The organism is Lentzea sp. NPDC059081 (assembly GCF_042738015.1).
Lineage (GTDB): Bacteria > Actinomycetota > Actinomycetes > Mycobacteriales > Pseudonocardiaceae > Lentzea.
On sequence record NZ_JBHYGW010000001.1, the window covers coordinates 769512 to 785504 of the forward strand.

Consider the following 15993-nt stretch of genomic DNA (forward strand, 5'->3'; position numbering starts at 1 on the left):
AAACACCTTTTGGAAACGACCCCTCCCCGCCCCCTGCCCCAGAACGCCCCCCGCCGCCCTCTTCGGAAACCTCCCGCCCCGGGTTCGACGTCGTCGGAATGGCTACTTGGTCGACCCCGCGAGCACGCCCTGCACGAAGTAGCGCTGGAACGCGAGGAACGCCACCAGCGGGACCACCATCGACAGGAACGCGCCACTGGCGAGCAGGTCGATGTTGCTGCCGAACTGCCGCAGCTGCGAACGCAGGGCGACCGTGAGCGGGGCCGAGTCGGCGTCGGCGAACACCAGCGCCACCAGCAGGTCGTTCCACACCCACAGGAACTGGAAGATCGTCAGCGATGCGATGGCCGGCTTGCCGATCGGCAGGATCACCCGGCGGAAGATCATCCATTCCTTGGCGCCGTCCATCCGCGCCGCCTCGATCAGATCGCGCGGGATGCCGGTGAAGAAGTTGCGCAACAGGAAGATCGCGAACGGAAGTCCGAACGCGACGTGGAACAACACGACGCCGGCGATGGTCCCGAACATGTCCAGGGCGCCGAAGAGCTTCGCCACCGGGATCAACGCCACCTGCACCGGCATCACCAACAGCCCCACGACCACGAGCGTGAACCAGTCGCGGCCGGGGAAGTCGATCCACGACAACGCGTACGCGGCCAGCGCCGAGATCACGATCACCAGCACTGTCGCCGGCACCGCGATGTACACGGTGTTCAGGAACGAGTGCAGCACCGAGGAGTCGGCGAGCAGCGAGGCGTAGTTGTCCACCGTGAGCTCGGCGGGCTTGGCGAAGATCGTCCACCAGCCCGACGAGGTGTTGGCCTGTTCGTCCCGCAGCGACGCGACGAACAGGGCGAAGACCGGTACCAGCCAGAAGAGCGCGACCAGCGCCAGGAACACCTGCACGACTCCGTTGCCCAGCAAACCCATCAGCTTCGCGGCGCCGGATCGCCGCGGCGCGCCGCTCACCAGGATCTCGATCTGCTGGGGTTCCCTCGTCATCACCGTCGTCACGACTGCTCCCGGCGGAATCGGCGGATGTTGAACAGCATCGCGGGGGCCACCAGGAGGAAGAGCAGGACCGCCAGCGCGCTGCCCGCTCCCTGGTCACCGCCCGCGCCGAAGGACACCTGCCACATCTGCAACGCCAGCACGTTCGCCTCCTCCTGCACCGAACCCGGCGCGATGACGAACACCAGCTCGAAGATCTTCAACACGTTGATCACCAACGTCACGAACACCACGAGCAGGACCGGCGCCAGCAGGGGGACGGTGACCCGGCGGAACACCTGCCACTCGGTGGCCCCGTCGACCCTCGCGGCCTCCAGCGCGTCACGCGGGATCGCGGACAGTCCGGCCGCGATGAACGTGATCGCGAACCCGGTCATGATCCAGATCCAGGACGAGATCACCACCGGCGTGATGAGAGACGGGCCGAGCCAGGTGAGCCCGCGGAACGGCAGCGCGAAGTTGTTCTCCGCCAACCGGACCGAGTAGCCACCGGAAGGAAGGCCGACGAATGTGAACTGACCGTCGTCCGCCGTCATCGCGCGGCCGGCCACCTTGCCGGAGGCGTCGACAGCCTCCACCGCCAGGCCGGGCAGTCCCTTCTCGGCACGGTCGGGCTTCCCGGCGACGCCTCCGGCGGACACGTCGAGCCACGCCACCCCTCGCAGCTCACCGGGGTGCGGCTGCGGCTGGCTGATCGACGCGGCCGCGGCCGGCACGTCCTTGGCCGGGAACCCGACCAGCGGCACGGTGGCCACGTCGCCCGGCGAGTACTTCACCGGCGACGCGAACCCCCCTTCGGTGGCGGCGAAGCCGGCGTTCTCGCGCGGCCGGGCGCCGGGGTAGGGCGACGGCGCGGAGAACACGTCGTGCACACCGACCGCCATCGCGTTCACGACGCCCTGGTCCGGGTCCTCTTCGTAGACGAGCCGGAAGATGACACCGGAGGCGAACAGCGAGATCGCCATCGGCATGAACAGCACGAGCCGAAATGCTGTGGACCAGCGAACCCTCTCGCTGAGCACGGCGAAGATCAGGCCGAGACAGGTGACCGCGGCCGGTGCCACGACGACCCAGATGACGTTGTTGCGGAACGCGGTGAGCGTGCGGTCGTCCGTGAAGGTGTTCACGTAGTTGCGCAGGCCTACGAACTCGCTGCCCCCCTGGTCGAAGAAGCTGCGCACCACCGAGAACAACAACGGGTACACGACGAGCGCGCCGAGCAGGACGACGGCGGGCAGCAGGAACCACAGGGCGTTGCGGGGGGAACGCCCCGGCAGCGCGGTGCTGCCGGGGCTTGAGGTGCCTCGGGTCACTGAGTCACTTCCCGTATGCCTTGACGGCGTTGGCTTCCAGGCTGGTCATCGTGGCGTCGATCTTGGTGGGGTCGGCGAGGAAGTCCTGCAGGTCCTTCCACATGCCCGCCCCCTTGGTCCCGCCGAACGACGCGGGCGTCAGGTCCGACATGTCGAACCGGACGTTGTCCCCCGCCTTGACCAGCTGGGTGGCGAGGTCTTGGCTCACCTTGTCCACATAGGACTCGATGGCGATGCTCTTGTTGGGTGAGAGGAAGCCGCCCTTCTTCGCCCACACCTCACCGGCCTCAGGCGTGGCGAGGAACCTCATCAGCTCGTTCGTCGCCTGGTCGTCGCGGAACTGCACGGCGATGTCACCACCGACCACTGCGCCCTCCGGGCTGCCGCCGACCGAGGGGAACGGGAAGAACTTGGCCCTGCCACCGACGTCCGCCTTGGTGCTGGCGCGGACCACGCCGGCCACGAAGTCGCCCTCGAACACCATCGCCGCCTTGGACGGGTCGCCGAAGACGTTCGTGACGGACTTGGCGAAGTCGGTCTGCAGCGCGGTGGACGAGCCACCGTCGATCAGCTTCTGGTCACCGAACAGCATCGCGAGCGTCTCGAGCGCCTTGCGCACCGACGGGTCGGTCCACGGGATCTCGTGCCGGGCGAGCTGGTCGTACTTCTCGGGTCCCGCAGTGCGCAGGTAGACGTTCTCGAACCAGTCGGTGAGCGTCCAGCCGTCCGCGCCGCCGATCGACAGCGCCGAGACACCGCTGTCGGACAACGTCTTCCCGGTGGAGAGGAACTCCTCCCACGTCTTCGGCACGCCGGCGCCCGCGGTCTGGAACGCGTTCTCGTCGTACCAGACGGTGGACTTGTCGGCGACCTTGAACGTGACGCCGTACAAGGTGCCACCGACACTGCCGAGCAGCCTCCAGGTCTGCGCGTAGTTGTCGGCGACGGCCTTCTGCACGTCGGCGTTCGCCGGCTTGAGCACGCCCTGCTTCACGAACTGCTCGACGAGGCCCGGCTGCGGCACGAGCGCGACGCCCGGCGGCGTCCCGCCCTGCACCCTGGTCTGCAGCACAGTGGGCAGTTCGTCGCCCGCGGCCGTGTACCGGGCGGTGGCGCCCGTCTCCTTCGAGAACTCGGCGAGCACGGCCTCGAAGGCGACCTGCTCGTCACCGGTCCAGGTACCGACGACGTCGACGGTCGAGCCCTTCAGCTCTCCCCCGGCGCTGCCCGCGTTGCCGGAGCCGCACGCGGTGACCGCGAGCAGCGCCGCGACGGCGACAGTGAACTTTCTCGTGCTCATCAGCTCTCCTGGTTCCAGATGGACGACCCGGTGGCCGGGTCGAAGAAGTGCAGCCGGGAGGTGTCGACCCACACCGCGACCGGTTGGCCCTCGTACACCTTCGTGCGCGGACTGAAACGGCCCACCAGCACGGAACGGCCGTTCGCCACGGGCAGCACGTCGTCGGCACCCATGTCCGCCGCCAGCGCACGGGTGTCGTCGGTGACCACCGGTGCCGCGTTGACCGGGAAGTGCACGAGCACGTCGGACCCCATCGCTTCGACGAGATCCGCCACCACGTGGAGGATGCATCCCTCGGAGGCGTCGACCAGGGTGGCGTCCTCCATGTCCTCCGGGCGGATGCCGACCACGAGCTCCCGTCCGACGTACCCCTTCAACGCGGGCTTGTCGTGCAGCACGGACTCGGGCAGCAGCAGTGCGTCTTCGTTCAGCTCCACCCAGAGCCGGTCCTCGGCGTCGAGCGTGAGCTTGCCGTTCACGACGTTCATGCCGGGCGAGCCGATGAAACCGGCGACGAACAGGTTCACCGGGCGGTCGTACAGCTCCTGGGGCGGGCCGACCTGTTGCAGCACACCGCTCTTCATCACCGCCACGCGGTCGCCGAGCGTCATGGCCTCGGTCTGGTCGTGCGTGACGTACACGGTGGTGACGCCGAGATCGCGTTGCATGCGCGCGATCTGCGCGCGCATCTGCACCCGCAGCTTGGCATCCAAGTTGGACAGTGGCTCGTCCATCAGGAATACCTGTGGCGCCCGCACCATCGCCCGGCCCATCGCGACGCGCTGCCGCTGGCCGCCCGACAGGTTGCGCGGTTTGCGGTCGAGGTGGTCGTGCAGCTCCAGCACCTTCGCGACCCGCCGCACGCGCTCGTCGATCTCCTGCTTGCGCAGCTTGCGCAACGTGAGGCCGAAAGCGATGTTGTCGTAGACGTTGAGGTGCGGGTAGAGCGCGTACGACTGGAACACCATGGCGACGTCGCGGTCGCGTGGTGCGACGTCGTTCACGACCGCCTCGCCGATGTGGATCGTGCCTTCGCTGATCGCTTCCAGGCCCGCGATCATGCGCAGTGCGGTGGTCTTCCCGCATCCCGAAGGACCGACCAGGACGAGGAACTCCCCGTCGGTGATGCTGAGGTCGAGATCGGTCACCGCTCGTGTGCCATCGGCATAGGCCTTGCCGAGACCGGTGAGAACAACTTCTGCCACGCCAACTCCAAGGCTGTGACTCAGGACACCGCTGTTGCGGATCGGCGTGGAACGTAAACCGCGGCTCCCTAAGTACGAGTTAAGGCCGTCACCCGATGTTCATCGGGCCGAAATCCTTGCCCGAACGCGCCATGTGCACCGTGTGCCCGACTGCCTATCGTCAGACGATGACCAGACCGCGGCCTGCGTCGCCGCGCGAAAGCGTTGAGAGGTGGCGGCTTCGAGCCGTGGGTCCGGACGTGGCCTCGCTGTTGCGGCGCTCGGTGTTCTGGGCGCTCGTGCCGGTGATCGGGATCTCCGTGCTGACCGCAGGCGCCCTGCTGATGGCGCGGGATGACGCGGTGGTGCAGGAGCGGCGAGATGTCGAACTGGTCTCCGCCGTGCTCGCCGTGACCACGGACCCCGAGGCGTTGCGATCGGCGGTGGCCCGCACGAAGGCGGGTGCCGAGGGCCGGATGGTCCTGCGGCTCGCGGACGGGACCACCATCGGCACCACACCGAGGTCCAGCACCAGGACGACCGGCCGTTCGCTGACCGCGGGCGACGAGTCCCCCGTCGAGCTCGAACTGACCGCCTCCCCGTTCCGGCCGCCGATCCCGGAACTGGTGGTGCTTCTCGTCGCCCTGGCCGTGGCGGGCGCGGCAGGGCTCCTGCTGGCGAGCCGGCTGGTCCAGCCGTTCATCGTCTCGCTGAGCGCTCTCACCGCGGCGGCGCGCGCCGGGCAGCGCGTCCGGCTGCACGGGCCGTCCGACCTCGTCGCACTGGCCGAGGCGATCACGGAGGTAGCCGACCGCGCGCGGCAGTCGATCGACCGTGAACGCGAGATGGTCGCCGATGTGTCGCATCGACTGCGCACACCGCTCACGGCGCTTCGGCTCGACGTGGACTCGATCGGCGACGGCCCGGCGGCGCAGCGCGTCCACGCCTCCGTGGTCGCGATGGAACGCGAGGTCGACCGCATGATCCGCTCGTTCTGCGCACCGTCCACCTCGGGCCCGGAGGACGGCTGCGACCTGGCGGGCGTGGTCAGGGCACGGATGGAGTTCTGGTCGGCGCACGCGGAGCAGCAGGGCCGGACGTGTGATCTCTCGGTGCCCGCCGAGGAAGCTCCTGTCGGGCTCGGTCGTGACGCGGTGGAGGCCGTGCTGGACACCCTGCTGGAGAACATCTTCCTGCACACCAGGCCACCCGCACCGCTGTCGGTCGAGGTGGTGCGGCACGCCGGCTGGGTGCGACTGGTCGTCGAGGACGGCGGCACGGGCATCGCCGACACGGAGGCGGCGCTGCGGAGGGGGACGAGCGCACGCGGGTCCACCGGTCTCGGCCTGGCCATCGCGCGGGCCGCCGCCGAGTCGACCGGCGGCAACGTCCAGGTGGACCGGGGCCGGCTCGGAGGCGCGCGCATCCGGTTGTCGTTCAACGAACTGGGTCACAGTCCCGATGCCGAGGGGCCGAAAGCCTGGCGGTTGTGGACGCGCACGCGCTGAAGGTCCGGCGGGTGCCACTCACCGGATCGCGTCAGGCGCGAGCGAGCAGCTCCACGTGGTCCAGACTGGCCTGCACCTGCTCACCGCAGTGCCGGCCGAACCCGCACGAGGTCGAAATGCGGACCGGCGGCCGCTACAGGCTGACCGGCACGGTGGCCACCGGTGTCTCGACGAGGAAGGCGTTGCCCCGGTTCGTTCCCGTGCCGCGTGTGTCTCCACCGGGTGGTCTCGACCAACGCGGCCGGCTGGGAGGGCGCTCCCAGCCCGAGGGCGACGAGCGCCAGGTCGAGGGTGTTGACGCTCACCTGAAGACGCGGAACGCGGGATCTGGCTTGCTCGGTGACAGCGACGGTCGCCGGTGCGGCGCAGCACAGGAAGGCTCGGCACGGCGGCAGGCGGCTCGAGCCGGTCCTGTGCACGAACGGACACCCGGATCTGCCCTTTCGCGCCTGACCAAGGCCGCGTCATCGTCCTCCGTTGAGCTGGTTCGTGATCTCGCGCATCTCCGCTTCCGGCATCAGGTTGATGAATCCCGCGTGATCCGTCGCCGGGTGGCGAAGTTCGCTGGGGAAGCTGTCAATCGCGAACGGGCGGCCGCCCGGTACCTCATACCCGACCGACACGACGAGGCGCGGGGTCGCGAAAGTCCGAACAGGACAGACGCCGTTCGCGAGCTGGAACACGATGTGCGAACGGTGCGAGGTGCTGTCGACGTTCGCACCGTCCCAACAACTGGGGAACTCGTAGACGCGCAGTGTTTCCGCACCGCCGTCACAAAGCGGGTACTTCGTCGTGAAATGACCGGGAATGTTCGAACACCCCCATCTGACCCGCGTAGCAGGCCCGAAGCCGTTGGTGACCGCCTTCGCGTCTCCCGTCATCATCCGCAGAAATCGCGGCACGGGAACCAGCTGCCCGGAGGGACTTCCCTCATAGCGGACCTCGACGGTCTTCGGAGGCAAAATCTCACCGAGATTGCCGTCGGCACCGCCACCCGCCTCGTGCACGTCGTGAGCCGCACCGTCGGTCAGTCTCAGCACCGGCCAGGAGTAACTCGAGAGGTCACCCCTCTCGCACGTGCTGGTGGACGCCTCCAAGGTGGCGTTGGTCGACATCGCGTCCGTCGACGTGTTACCGACGTACTCGTGCATGTGGTGGGCCGCGGACCGCACGCCCGGCGCCGTCACGGGGTTGTCCGGGTTGAGGTGACGCCGTTCGTTGGTCCCGCAACGCACCGTGACGCTCGGCACGTCCGGGGCACGCGGACCCGGCTCGAGCTTCGCGGCAGGCACGTAGTAGCCGTTGTCCTGTGCCTCGACCAGCATCGAGCCGAACGTGACCGCCACGAGCGCGGCGGCCATCGCGACCAGGACGGTCGTCGTGGACCTGACACGGGAGCTCACACCCCAGTATTTGCGGACAGGGCAACCACTTGTCTCGCCACTGCCTTGAACTACCAGCCGTTGTGCGCGTTCGGCTCGGAGGAGCGCGGTCGAGTGGTTACCACCCGTCACGTTCGCCACCACTGTGGACAGTCTGTCGTGGACGCGTCACCGCGAGTGCATTGTCCCTCGGGCAAACGGTGAGGACCAAGGGGCAGAGGGTGCGTCGCTTCCGCCGGGATGCCACTCCGTTCCGAAAACGGCACCTCGGCGGAGCTGAACACAGGATGGGGAACCCAACGGTGAGGGGGACCGAGGACGTGTTGCGAGAACGAAGGCAGGAGCTGATCCGATCCGGTTCCTGGGAGGAGGCGGATCGCGTGCTCGAGGTGCTCGTGGCCACCGCGTTGACGGCAGAGCTGACCGCGGCCCTCGATCGCGGTGACGTGGCGGCGGCGTCACTGCACGCCGGCAGTCTCCGCCGGCAGGTCCGGCGCATGCGTCCCCTGTGGCGGTGAAGGGTTCGGAAGGAGGAGCGGCGGTACCGCCGCTGGCCGGACAGGCACCGAAGCACGCCGCCGAGGGCAGCAACCACCGCCGAACCGGCCGCAGAGGACCTGCCGGGCGTTTCATCGGCAAAACCCCCGACCCGGTCTCCCCCCGATTCGAGATGATCGCCATGACCGACCCAGTGAAAACGGCACCGGACCTGTCCTGCCGAGACGTCGCACTCCTGCGGGCAGTGGCCGCGGGACGCGCCCAGATGTCCCACAGTTGCGAACCGGACCTGTTCATCGACGGCATCGCCTCCTGCGACCAGCCCGCCGCACGACGCCTGGCGCACTCGGGATTCATCGAACCCGTCCTGCCCGCCGCGGTGGGATCGCTGACCGGGGCACGGCTGACTTCACTCGGGGCGACCGTTCTCGCCCACCGCACGATGTCGGCTTGATTCGAGCCGGGAAGTCCACACAGGACCTGAGGTCGCACTCGCGACGCCCCTTGCACGACCCAGCGGTTCGCTTTGACGCACACTTCGGTTCACCGTGGACAGTTGCCGAATTCCTCTTGACCATTTCAGCGCACGGCCGGAGAAACGCCATGGACAACCAGAACTCGTCGACAACGGGCGTCAGCGAGAAGAAGAGCAACGCCGGGCGGAACAACAGACGCGCTGGCGCTGGACACCTGTCGAGCCCAAGTCAGGCGAACCGCCGTGGGTCAAAGGCGATCGTGCTCCTGGTCGAGGACAACAGCGTGCTCCGCAGCACCTTCACGCACGAGCTGGTCTCGCTGGGTTGCGAACCGCGCACAGCGGACACGGTCGCGGCCGCCGAGGAGGTCGTCTCCCTCGACGATCCCGACCTGATCGTGCTCGACCTGTCGCTGCCGGACGTCGCCGGCACAGCGGCGGTACTGCGCCGCGTCAGGGCGGCGACGGAGGCGCCCGTCGTCGTCATGGCTCTCTGCGGCGAGGACTCACAAGCCCTCGCCGCACTGTCCGACGACGTGGAAGGTGTACTGCTGAAACCCTTCTCCGCCGCGGAACTCGACGCACGCATCCGCCGAGCGCTGGCTTCCCCCGCGAGATCGGTCACGGGCACGACCATCAACATAGGACAGTTGCGAGTGGACGATCCGGCACGAACCGCCGAACTCGGAGGTCGCGCGCTGCGGCTGCGGGAACGAGAGTTCGACGTCCTGTCGTACCTGGCCCACCAGGCCGGGCGGGTGGTGAGCCGGCAAGAACTGAGCCGCGCCGTCTGGAACAAGCCGCTGGCGAGCACGACCCGCACGGTGAACGCGCACGTGTCGACATTGCGTTCGAAGCTCGGCGAACGCTCCGCGGCCCCCCGCTACCTGCACACCGTGCGCGGCATCGGTCTTCGTCTCGCCGCACCGGATGAAGCCCGCACATCGCCATCTCGAATTGACAAGGCGGGCTCGGATCTCACCAAAGCAGACTCCCCGGGAAAATACCCGCACAGACCTACCCAAAAGGCTCCGAAAATGTGCGTTTTTAACTCCTTGTGAGCGATAACACGGCGACTTACAGTCCGTCGCTGTGACCCCCTCGACAGAGCAAGGCGGCCTCGCCTCCCGCTCTCTGCAGGCCGCGCGCCTCATCGCGGATCCCGCTCGGCACGACTACGACGCCGATCTGTTCGAGCAGCTGCTGTCGGACGTCTGGTCGGAAGGAACCGTGTGCGCGGCCACCGCCGAGCTGGCCACGCTGGTGACCGAGCTCCTGCCGACAGTCACCAGCGCCTGGCGCCCGTGGCTGGTGCTGGCGCTGGGTGTGTTCACCGAGGGGCAGTCGGCGGACCCCGCCGTCACCTCCGCCATCCGCGCCGCGGTCCAGGCCGGCTACCAGGGCTACTGCGACCTGCTGCGCGACCTGGCCCCGGAGGACGGCGCCACCAGGGCGGCACTGCTCTACCTGCTCTCGCACTTCCCGCCCGCGGACGGTCTCCTGGAAGTGCTCATCTCGTCTCCGCTCGTGTCCACGGAGGACGCCACCAGGGTTGCCCGGTGTGCCGAGGAACCCGTCGACGACGCGCGGTTCCCGCTCGGCCGGTGCTGGCCCTCCCCCGCGCACTGGGTGCTGGGTGAGCACGAACTGGGCGTCGACCAGGAGTGGCGGGCGAACCTGGCACTGTCCGGGCAGCACCGCGAGGAGATTCGCGAGCTGGAGACCAAGGCGGTGCTGGCCTTTCTCGGCGGGCAGGCGGAACACGAGGCCCATTCCGCGGACGGCCGCGTCTTCGTGGTTCCCCGCATGAGCGGACCTGACGAGATCATCGACGACTCCCCCTTCGACGCCGACGCCGACGTCTTCTGCTGCCCGCGGTGTTCCTCACCGCTGGACCTGACCGAATCCGCCCGCTGTGCCGGCTGCGACGAGCGGTACGAGGTCGACGGCAACGTCGTCGACTTCCTGCCGGACGCGGAACCGCGCACCGCCGGTCTGGGGCAGCTGTTCCTCCAGGATCCCCTGCACGTGGCCAGGTACGAGTCGCTCCGGCACAGCTCCGTCGCGCTGATGGCGGCCAACTGGACGGGCCGGATCGATTTCGAGGACGAGCACGAGTACCTCAGCAACCACGTGCGTCCGGCGGAAGGGCCGGTTCTCGACATCGCGTGCGGAACGGGAGCGTGGACGCGGCCGCTCGTGGACCTGGCCGGCGCCGGTCGGGTGATCGGCGTGGACATCAGCCGCGCCATGGTAGACCGGTTTCACGCCGCACACCCCGACATCCTGATCGCACGCGCGAGTGCCACCGCCCTGCCCCTGCAGGACGGTTCCGCGGGAGCGGTCAGCTCCTGGAACGCGTTGCAGCTGTTCGAGGACCCGTGGGCCGCACTCGCGGAGATGGCGCGCGTGCTGCGGCCCGGCGGTTCGCTGACGCTCCTCACCTTCCGCACGGCGGAGCGCCCGCTCCAGAGGTACTTCCAGCGACGGCACCAGGAGGCGTTCGACGTCGCCTCGTTCGACGAGGAGGTCCTGACGGCCAAGCTCGCCGAACTGGGCGTGACGGTCATCGACACCTGGACCCCGAACAACTACCTGTTCGTCACGGCGCGTCGTCTGCCGCTGACGAGCTGACGAGCCGCGGTCTCCAACGAGCCCCCGGAAGGCGATGACGCACTGGCAGGAGTCCGGCCAGGTGACGGGGAAGGTGCTGGACGCGGGCTTCAACGCCGGGTGGCTCGCCGGTCAAGGCCACGACGTGACCGGGTTCGGCGTGTCACCGACCGCGGTGGCCATCGCGCGCGGCCGTCGCGACCGTCAACCACACCTCGGCGCCGCTGCGCACGCTGTGCAGGACGATCGGCTTTCCCGGGAAGTGGTCGACGAACGCCGCAGTTGAGTCCACAGTGGACTGAAGACGGCCGGCACCGCGCTGTCAGCCGGTCGACCGCGCCGTGCCGTACGGCGAGGAGTGCCGCGACGCGAGGTGGAGCTGTGCGTCGAGTCCGTCAGCGACCGCGGTGAACCAGAGGACGGTCGGCTGCACCGGGGTTCCCTTGTGACAACCGGTTTCGTCCTTCACGGCGTCGATGACCGCCAGGTACCGCCGCAGGACGGCGACCCACGAGGACGCCTGGGCCTGTGTGAGGCAGACCAGCCCGCCGGTGGACGGCAGAACGGACAGCACGCCCCGCACCTCGTCGGCGACTTCCGCCAGGCAACGGGCTTCCAGGAAGGGGAAGAACCAGCCGGGCTCCAGCTGTCCGATCTCGGTCCGCAGGATCGCCGTGAGCCTGACATCGGTAGCGGCTTCCTCCGGCAACCGGAACTCCCGTCCTTTCTCGTCGCGGAAGGACGAGTAGGAGGTGGTGCGGTGATCGAGCAGGCGCAGCAGGGAATCGGCGTAGCCGCGCATGAGTTCGATCTCGAACTCGTCGAAGTAGCCGACCACACCGTCACCGAGGGAGTCCCAGCAAATCACGTCCCCAGAATGGGGGAAGCTTTCCCGGCAGTCAGCAAAACCGCTCCTCGATGCCCCCTCGAACCAGCAAGCGTGCCCTCCACGGGCTTTCTGTTCGCACGGCGTCGGAACGCGATCACCGGGAGCGCGGAACGGACGACGAGGCCGGCGCGAGCACGGCCGACGGCTCGGCCGGTCCGGTCACGACGGACTGGCCGAGCCGTCGGGTTCTGCCCGGCTCGCCCGGCGCGGAGAGATCTCGGGTCAGGAGCGCGGGCGAGGCCGGATCTGACCGCTGCGAGCCGCCCGGCGGAGCAACAGCACGGTGGCGGTCAGACAGACCACCAGTGCCATCAGACTGGCTTCCGGGCCGAACGCGCCGCCGGTGAGCAGCGTCGGGCCGGACAGGGTGGTGCTCAGCAGCCCGTTGGGCACCTCGTCAGACCCCGACACCGCGATGCCGAACACGCCGGTGTGGGTGAAGTTCCACGCGAAGTGCAGACCGATCGGGAACCACAGCGACCGCGTGGCGACGTACGAGGCGGCCAGCATGGTCCCGCCGGTGAGCGCGATCGACAGCGCTCCCCACAGCGTGGCGTTGACGTTGACCAGGTGGATCGCGCCGAACAACAACGAGGACGCGACCAACGAGACCACCGTCCCCGCCCGTTCCTCCAGAATCCGGAACAGAACGCCGCGGAACAGCACCTCTTCCATGACGGCGACGCTCGACATCATCCCGGCGAGCCCGAGGAAGCCGGCGAACGAGCCCCACGACACACCGTCCCACGCACCGAACACGGCGATCAGCAGCATCATCGCGCAGAACAACCCGGTTCCGAGCAACGCGCCCTTCCACAGTCCCGTCCACCAGGTGCTCGCCGTCAGCTCCGGCACGCCGGGCCGCGACTCGACGAACCGGGACAACCGGCGGTAGCACACGAGGCCGGCCACGGCCAGCCCGACGCCGACGGGCAGTGCGAGCAGAGGAAGAGGCGCAACGAGGTTGTCGATTCCGACAACGGCCAGCATTACGACGAACAACGACACGAACAGAACCGGAAACCTGAATTTCCGCAGTCGACGCCGGCGCTCCGGCAGTTCGACGGAGGAAACGCTGTCTTCCGGCAGTGCACTTCTTTCCATGACTCCGACTTCCTGGACAGTCCTCCCCGGGGCTGCGAGTCCATGCGGACATGCGACGACGGGAAGAGCAGGAAAGCAGCTGCTCATTCGCGCGGTTCACGTCGATGTCTCACGCCGCAAGGGCTTGGCAGTGATCCTGGGACGCCGACCCGATCGCGACTTGCACCAGAAACCTGGCGCGGCGCTACCGACAATAGGGTGAACATAGGCGCGGAACGGACCGCACGCCGGGAACTTCTGCCCGGCGGCACCCGCTTTGTTGCCCTTTTGCCGGAGTTGTTCGGCCTTTCTCGAACTACCCGGCGACCTGTTTCCCGCGGAGAGGAGCCCGAAACCGATCAGGAGTGCGGAAGGCGGGCGAGCTCGGTCTCCACCTTCGCGGACCAGCTCGTGAACTCGTTCTCCTCGGCGGTGGCCTGAGCGAAGAGCAGCGCTTCACGAGCCCGCTCGTACTCGCCTGCCTCGATGCGGCACTGGCCCTCCCACAACGCGGCGCGGACCGCCAGGAGGTGTGCCGCGCTGTCGACGTAGACGCGGCGCGCGGCAGCGTGGTCGTCCGCGGCGGCCTCCCACTCCCCCAGCCGGTACCGGCACCGGCCGATTCCTTCGAGGACCTGGGCTGCCAGCTGCAACCGGCTTTCGTGCCGTTCGCCGCGCAGGAGTCGCTCCGCGTCTGCGTAGACCTCCTGCTGCACGACAAGGGCTTCCGTTGCTCGGCCGATGTTCAGCAGGAGGTTGCCGTACCGGTGCCGGATGGGCAGCTGAACCGTCCAGAAGTCCAGTCCGGAGGCCAGGTCGACAGCGCGCCGCAGATCCGTCAGCGCCTCCTCGTGCTGGCCGGCACTGAAGCGGTTCGTGCCCGAGTAGGCGAGCGACCAGGTCTGCTCCAGCAGGTCTCCGCTCTCGGTGGCGACCTGCAGGGCCCGCAGGTGGTACTCGAGAGCCGACCCGTCGTCCTCAGTCTTGCGCACCGCCCAGCCCACGAAGTTCAGCTGCTGCGCCTCGGCCGAGGCATCACCCAGCGCCCTGGCCGCGTCCAGCGCGAGTCGGAAGACCTCCTCCCACGGCAGCACCGTCCAGTAGGAGTCGGAGTACCAGTGCATCGCCTGGGCCAGCGCGAGGACATCACGGTGCGACCCCAGCCGAGCCGCCTCGCGCGTCGCCGCCAGCCAGTTGGAGCTCTCGAGCTCGAGCCACTCGCGCGCCTCGTCGAACGAGTCGAAGACCTCGCCGGGCGGAGGATCCGGGTAGAACCGCCTGCCCGCCGCGGAAGCGGTTCCCAGCAGGTAGGAGAGCGTCTCGCCGGTGACCCGGTCGCGCTCGGCCAGGTCGTGCTCTGCCCGCCACTGCTCCTTGGCGAAGATCCGCAGCAGGTCGTGGAACCGGAACCTGCTCTGCAGTTGTCCCGCGAGCAACATGCTGGCGTCCACGAGCTCGTCGAGCACGGTCATCGCGTCCCACTCGCTCAGTTCGGCGACCACCTTCACGAGGTCGATGCCGAAATCCGCACCCGGCACCACCGCGAGCCTGCGGAACAGGACGCGCGCACGGGGCGAGAGCCTGCGGTACGACACCTCGAACGCCGATCGGACCTGCAGGTCACCGGCGGAGAGCGAGGTGAGCCTGGTGCTCTCGTCCCGCATCTGGTCGACGAGGTAGCCGACCGACCACTCCGGCATGGTCGCCAGGCGGTCACCGGCGATGCGCAGCGCCAACGGCAGGTTGCCGCACAACGCGATGAGCTCGTCGGTCTGCGCGGGCTCCGCGTCGATCCGGTCCTCACCGACGAAGGCGTGCAGCAGTTCGCGGGCGGCGAACCCGGCGAGCGGTCCCAGGTGCAACCAGCGCGCCCCCTCGAGACCCGCCAGTGTGCGCCGGCAGGTGACCAGCACACGACTGCCCGAACCTGCCACGAGCAGGGGCCGGATCTGCGCCTCGTTGAAGGCGTTGTCCAGCAGCATCAGCATGCGCCGCTTGGCGAGCGTCGCGCGGTACAAGCCCGCCTGCCCCGCCTCCGTCGCCGGAATCTCGGCGGGTGGCACACCCAGGGCCCTCAGCACGCGGTCGAACACCGTCTGCACCTGCAACGGCTGATCGTCCACACCGCGCAGGTCGATGGCGAAGCACCCGTCCGGGAACTCCTCGCGGAACCGCTGTGCCGCGAGCGAGGCCAGCACGGTCTTGCCGACTCCCGGCTGCCCCACGATCGCCACCGTCGAGCTGACGGCGAGCAGCTGCCGGAGCCGGGCGACCTCCTCGTCCCTGCCGAACTGCTCGACGGGTAGCAGCGGCAGGACCGCCCAGCACGGGCCCTGTGACTGCGTGCCGCGCCTGCGCCCCTCCTCCGCGGCCTTCAGGAACTCGGACCGGTCGACGCCCACCAGTTCGAGTGCGTCCGCCAGCACCTCGGCCGACCTCCGCTGCGCCGCACGGGCCCTGCCGTTCTCGAGATCCCGGAGCGCGCGCACGCTGATCCCGGACAGCCGCGCGAGGTCCTGCTGGCTCAGACCCGCACGTTTCCGGTGCTCAAGCAGCATCTCGCCGAAGCTCGACAGAAGGGTCTCCTCCACATCGTCAACGTAACTCCTTGAGATCAGAACCGCGATAAGCCCACCTCAGTTGGACTAATCGCCACCCGTACGGACCAAGGATTGCACTCAAGCGGTCGAGCCGGTCGGCGATTTCATCGCGATAATCCCACCGATCGGTGACGCTG

The 15993-nt window shown here is 68.5% G+C and carries 14 protein-coding genes; 6 read left to right on the top strand and 8 right to left on the bottom strand.

The window, feature by feature from the left end:
• Window positions 1-102: 102 nt before the first annotated feature.
• The 4 genes from ACFWV3_RS03435 to ACFWV3_RS03450 are packed head-to-tail and all read right to left on the bottom strand — an operon-like array spanning window position 103 to window position 4829.
• Window positions 103-1014, bottom strand: coding sequence for a carbohydrate ABC transporter permease (locus ACFWV3_RS03435; RefSeq protein WP_382407732.1), 912 nt, complete (start codon window positions 1012-1014; stop codon window positions 103-105).
• Window positions 1011-2324 carry an ABC transporter permease subunit gene (locus ACFWV3_RS03440; RefSeq protein ID WP_382407734.1) on the bottom strand — a complete coding sequence of 438 codons (1314 nt, stop codon included), beginning with the start codon at window positions 2322-2324 and terminating at the stop codon, window positions 1011-1013. The genes ACFWV3_RS03435 and ACFWV3_RS03440 overlap by 4 nt, the downstream gene beginning before the upstream one ends.
• A gap of 4 nt (window positions 2325-2328) precedes the next feature.
• The gene (locus ACFWV3_RS03445; protein WP_382407736.1) at window positions 2329-3624 is read right to left on the bottom strand and encodes an ABC transporter substrate-binding protein; all 1296 of its coding nucleotides are present in this window, start codon (window positions 3622-3624) and stop codon (window positions 2329-2331) included.
• A complete protein-coding gene (locus ACFWV3_RS03450) occupies window positions 3624-4829 on the bottom strand; it encodes an ABC transporter ATP-binding protein (protein ID WP_382407738.1) in 1206 nt (401 codons plus the stop codon). Before ACFWV3_RS03450 ends, ACFWV3_RS03445 begins: the two co-directional genes overlap by 1 nt.
• A gap of 227 nt (window positions 4830-5056) precedes the next feature.
• Between ACFWV3_RS03450 and ACFWV3_RS03455 the strand changes: the two genes are divergently transcribed.
• Window positions 5057-6316 carry a sensor histidine kinase gene (locus ACFWV3_RS03455; RefSeq protein WP_382407740.1) on the top strand — a complete coding sequence of 420 codons (1260 nt, stop codon included), beginning with the start codon at window positions 5057-5059 and terminating at the stop codon, window positions 6314-6316.
• Window positions 6317-6780: 464 nt separating this feature from the next.
• Here ACFWV3_RS03455 and ACFWV3_RS03460 read toward each other — a convergent pair whose 3' ends face one another.
• Entirely contained in the window at window positions 6781-7719 is a 939-nt protein-coding gene (locus tag ACFWV3_RS03460; RefSeq protein WP_382407742.1) for a DUF1996 domain-containing protein, read from the bottom strand.
• Window positions 7720-8078: 359 nt separating this feature from the next.
• Here ACFWV3_RS03460 and ACFWV3_RS03465 point away from each other — a divergent pair, with 359 nt between their 5' ends.
• From ACFWV3_RS03465 to ACFWV3_RS03485, 5 genes are all read left to right on the top strand, one after another.
• The gene (locus ACFWV3_RS03465; RefSeq protein ID WP_382407744.1) at window positions 8079-8216 is read left to right on the top strand and encodes a hypothetical protein; all 138 of its coding nucleotides are present in this window, start codon (window positions 8079-8081) and stop codon (window positions 8214-8216) included.
• Window positions 8217-8377: 161 nt separating this feature from the next.
• Window positions 8378-8650: a hypothetical protein gene (locus ACFWV3_RS03470; protein WP_382407746.1), complete on the top strand. Its 273-nt coding sequence runs from the start codon at window positions 8378-8380 to the stop codon at window positions 8648-8650.
• Between the two features lie 149 nt (window positions 8651-8799).
• A complete protein-coding gene (locus ACFWV3_RS03475) occupies window positions 8800-9732 on the top strand; it encodes a response regulator transcription factor (RefSeq protein WP_382407748.1) in 933 nt (310 codons plus the stop codon).
• A gap of 31 nt (window positions 9733-9763) precedes the next feature.
• A complete protein-coding gene (locus ACFWV3_RS03480) occupies window positions 9764-11305 on the top strand; it encodes a class I SAM-dependent methyltransferase (RefSeq protein ID WP_382407750.1) in 1542 nt (513 codons plus the stop codon).
• Between the two features lie 34 nt (window positions 11306-11339).
• Window positions 11340-11570: a hypothetical protein gene (locus ACFWV3_RS03485; protein WP_382407752.1), complete on the top strand. Its 231-nt coding sequence runs from the start codon at window positions 11340-11342 to the stop codon at window positions 11568-11570.
• A gap of 36 nt (window positions 11571-11606) precedes the next feature.
• Here the strand turns inward: ACFWV3_RS03485 and ACFWV3_RS03490 are convergent, their stop codons facing one another.
• From ACFWV3_RS03490 to ACFWV3_RS03500, 3 genes are all read right to left on the bottom strand, one after another.
• Complete coding sequence (locus tag ACFWV3_RS03490; RefSeq protein ID WP_382407754.1) at window positions 11607-12152, bottom strand: hypothetical protein; 546 nt, start codon at window positions 12150-12152, stop codon at window positions 11607-11609.
• Window positions 12153-12395: 243 nt separating this feature from the next.
• Window positions 12396-13181, bottom strand: a complete 786-nt coding sequence (locus ACFWV3_RS03495) for a CPBP family intramembrane glutamic endopeptidase (RefSeq protein ID WP_382407756.1) — start codon at window positions 13179-13181, stop codon at window positions 12396-12398.
• A gap of 434 nt (window positions 13182-13615) precedes the next feature.
• The gene (locus tag ACFWV3_RS03500; protein WP_382407758.1) at window positions 13616-15847 is read right to left on the bottom strand and encodes an ATP-binding protein; all 2232 of its coding nucleotides are present in this window, start codon (window positions 15845-15847) and stop codon (window positions 13616-13618) included.
• Between the last annotated feature and the right edge of the window lie 146 nt (window positions 15848-15993).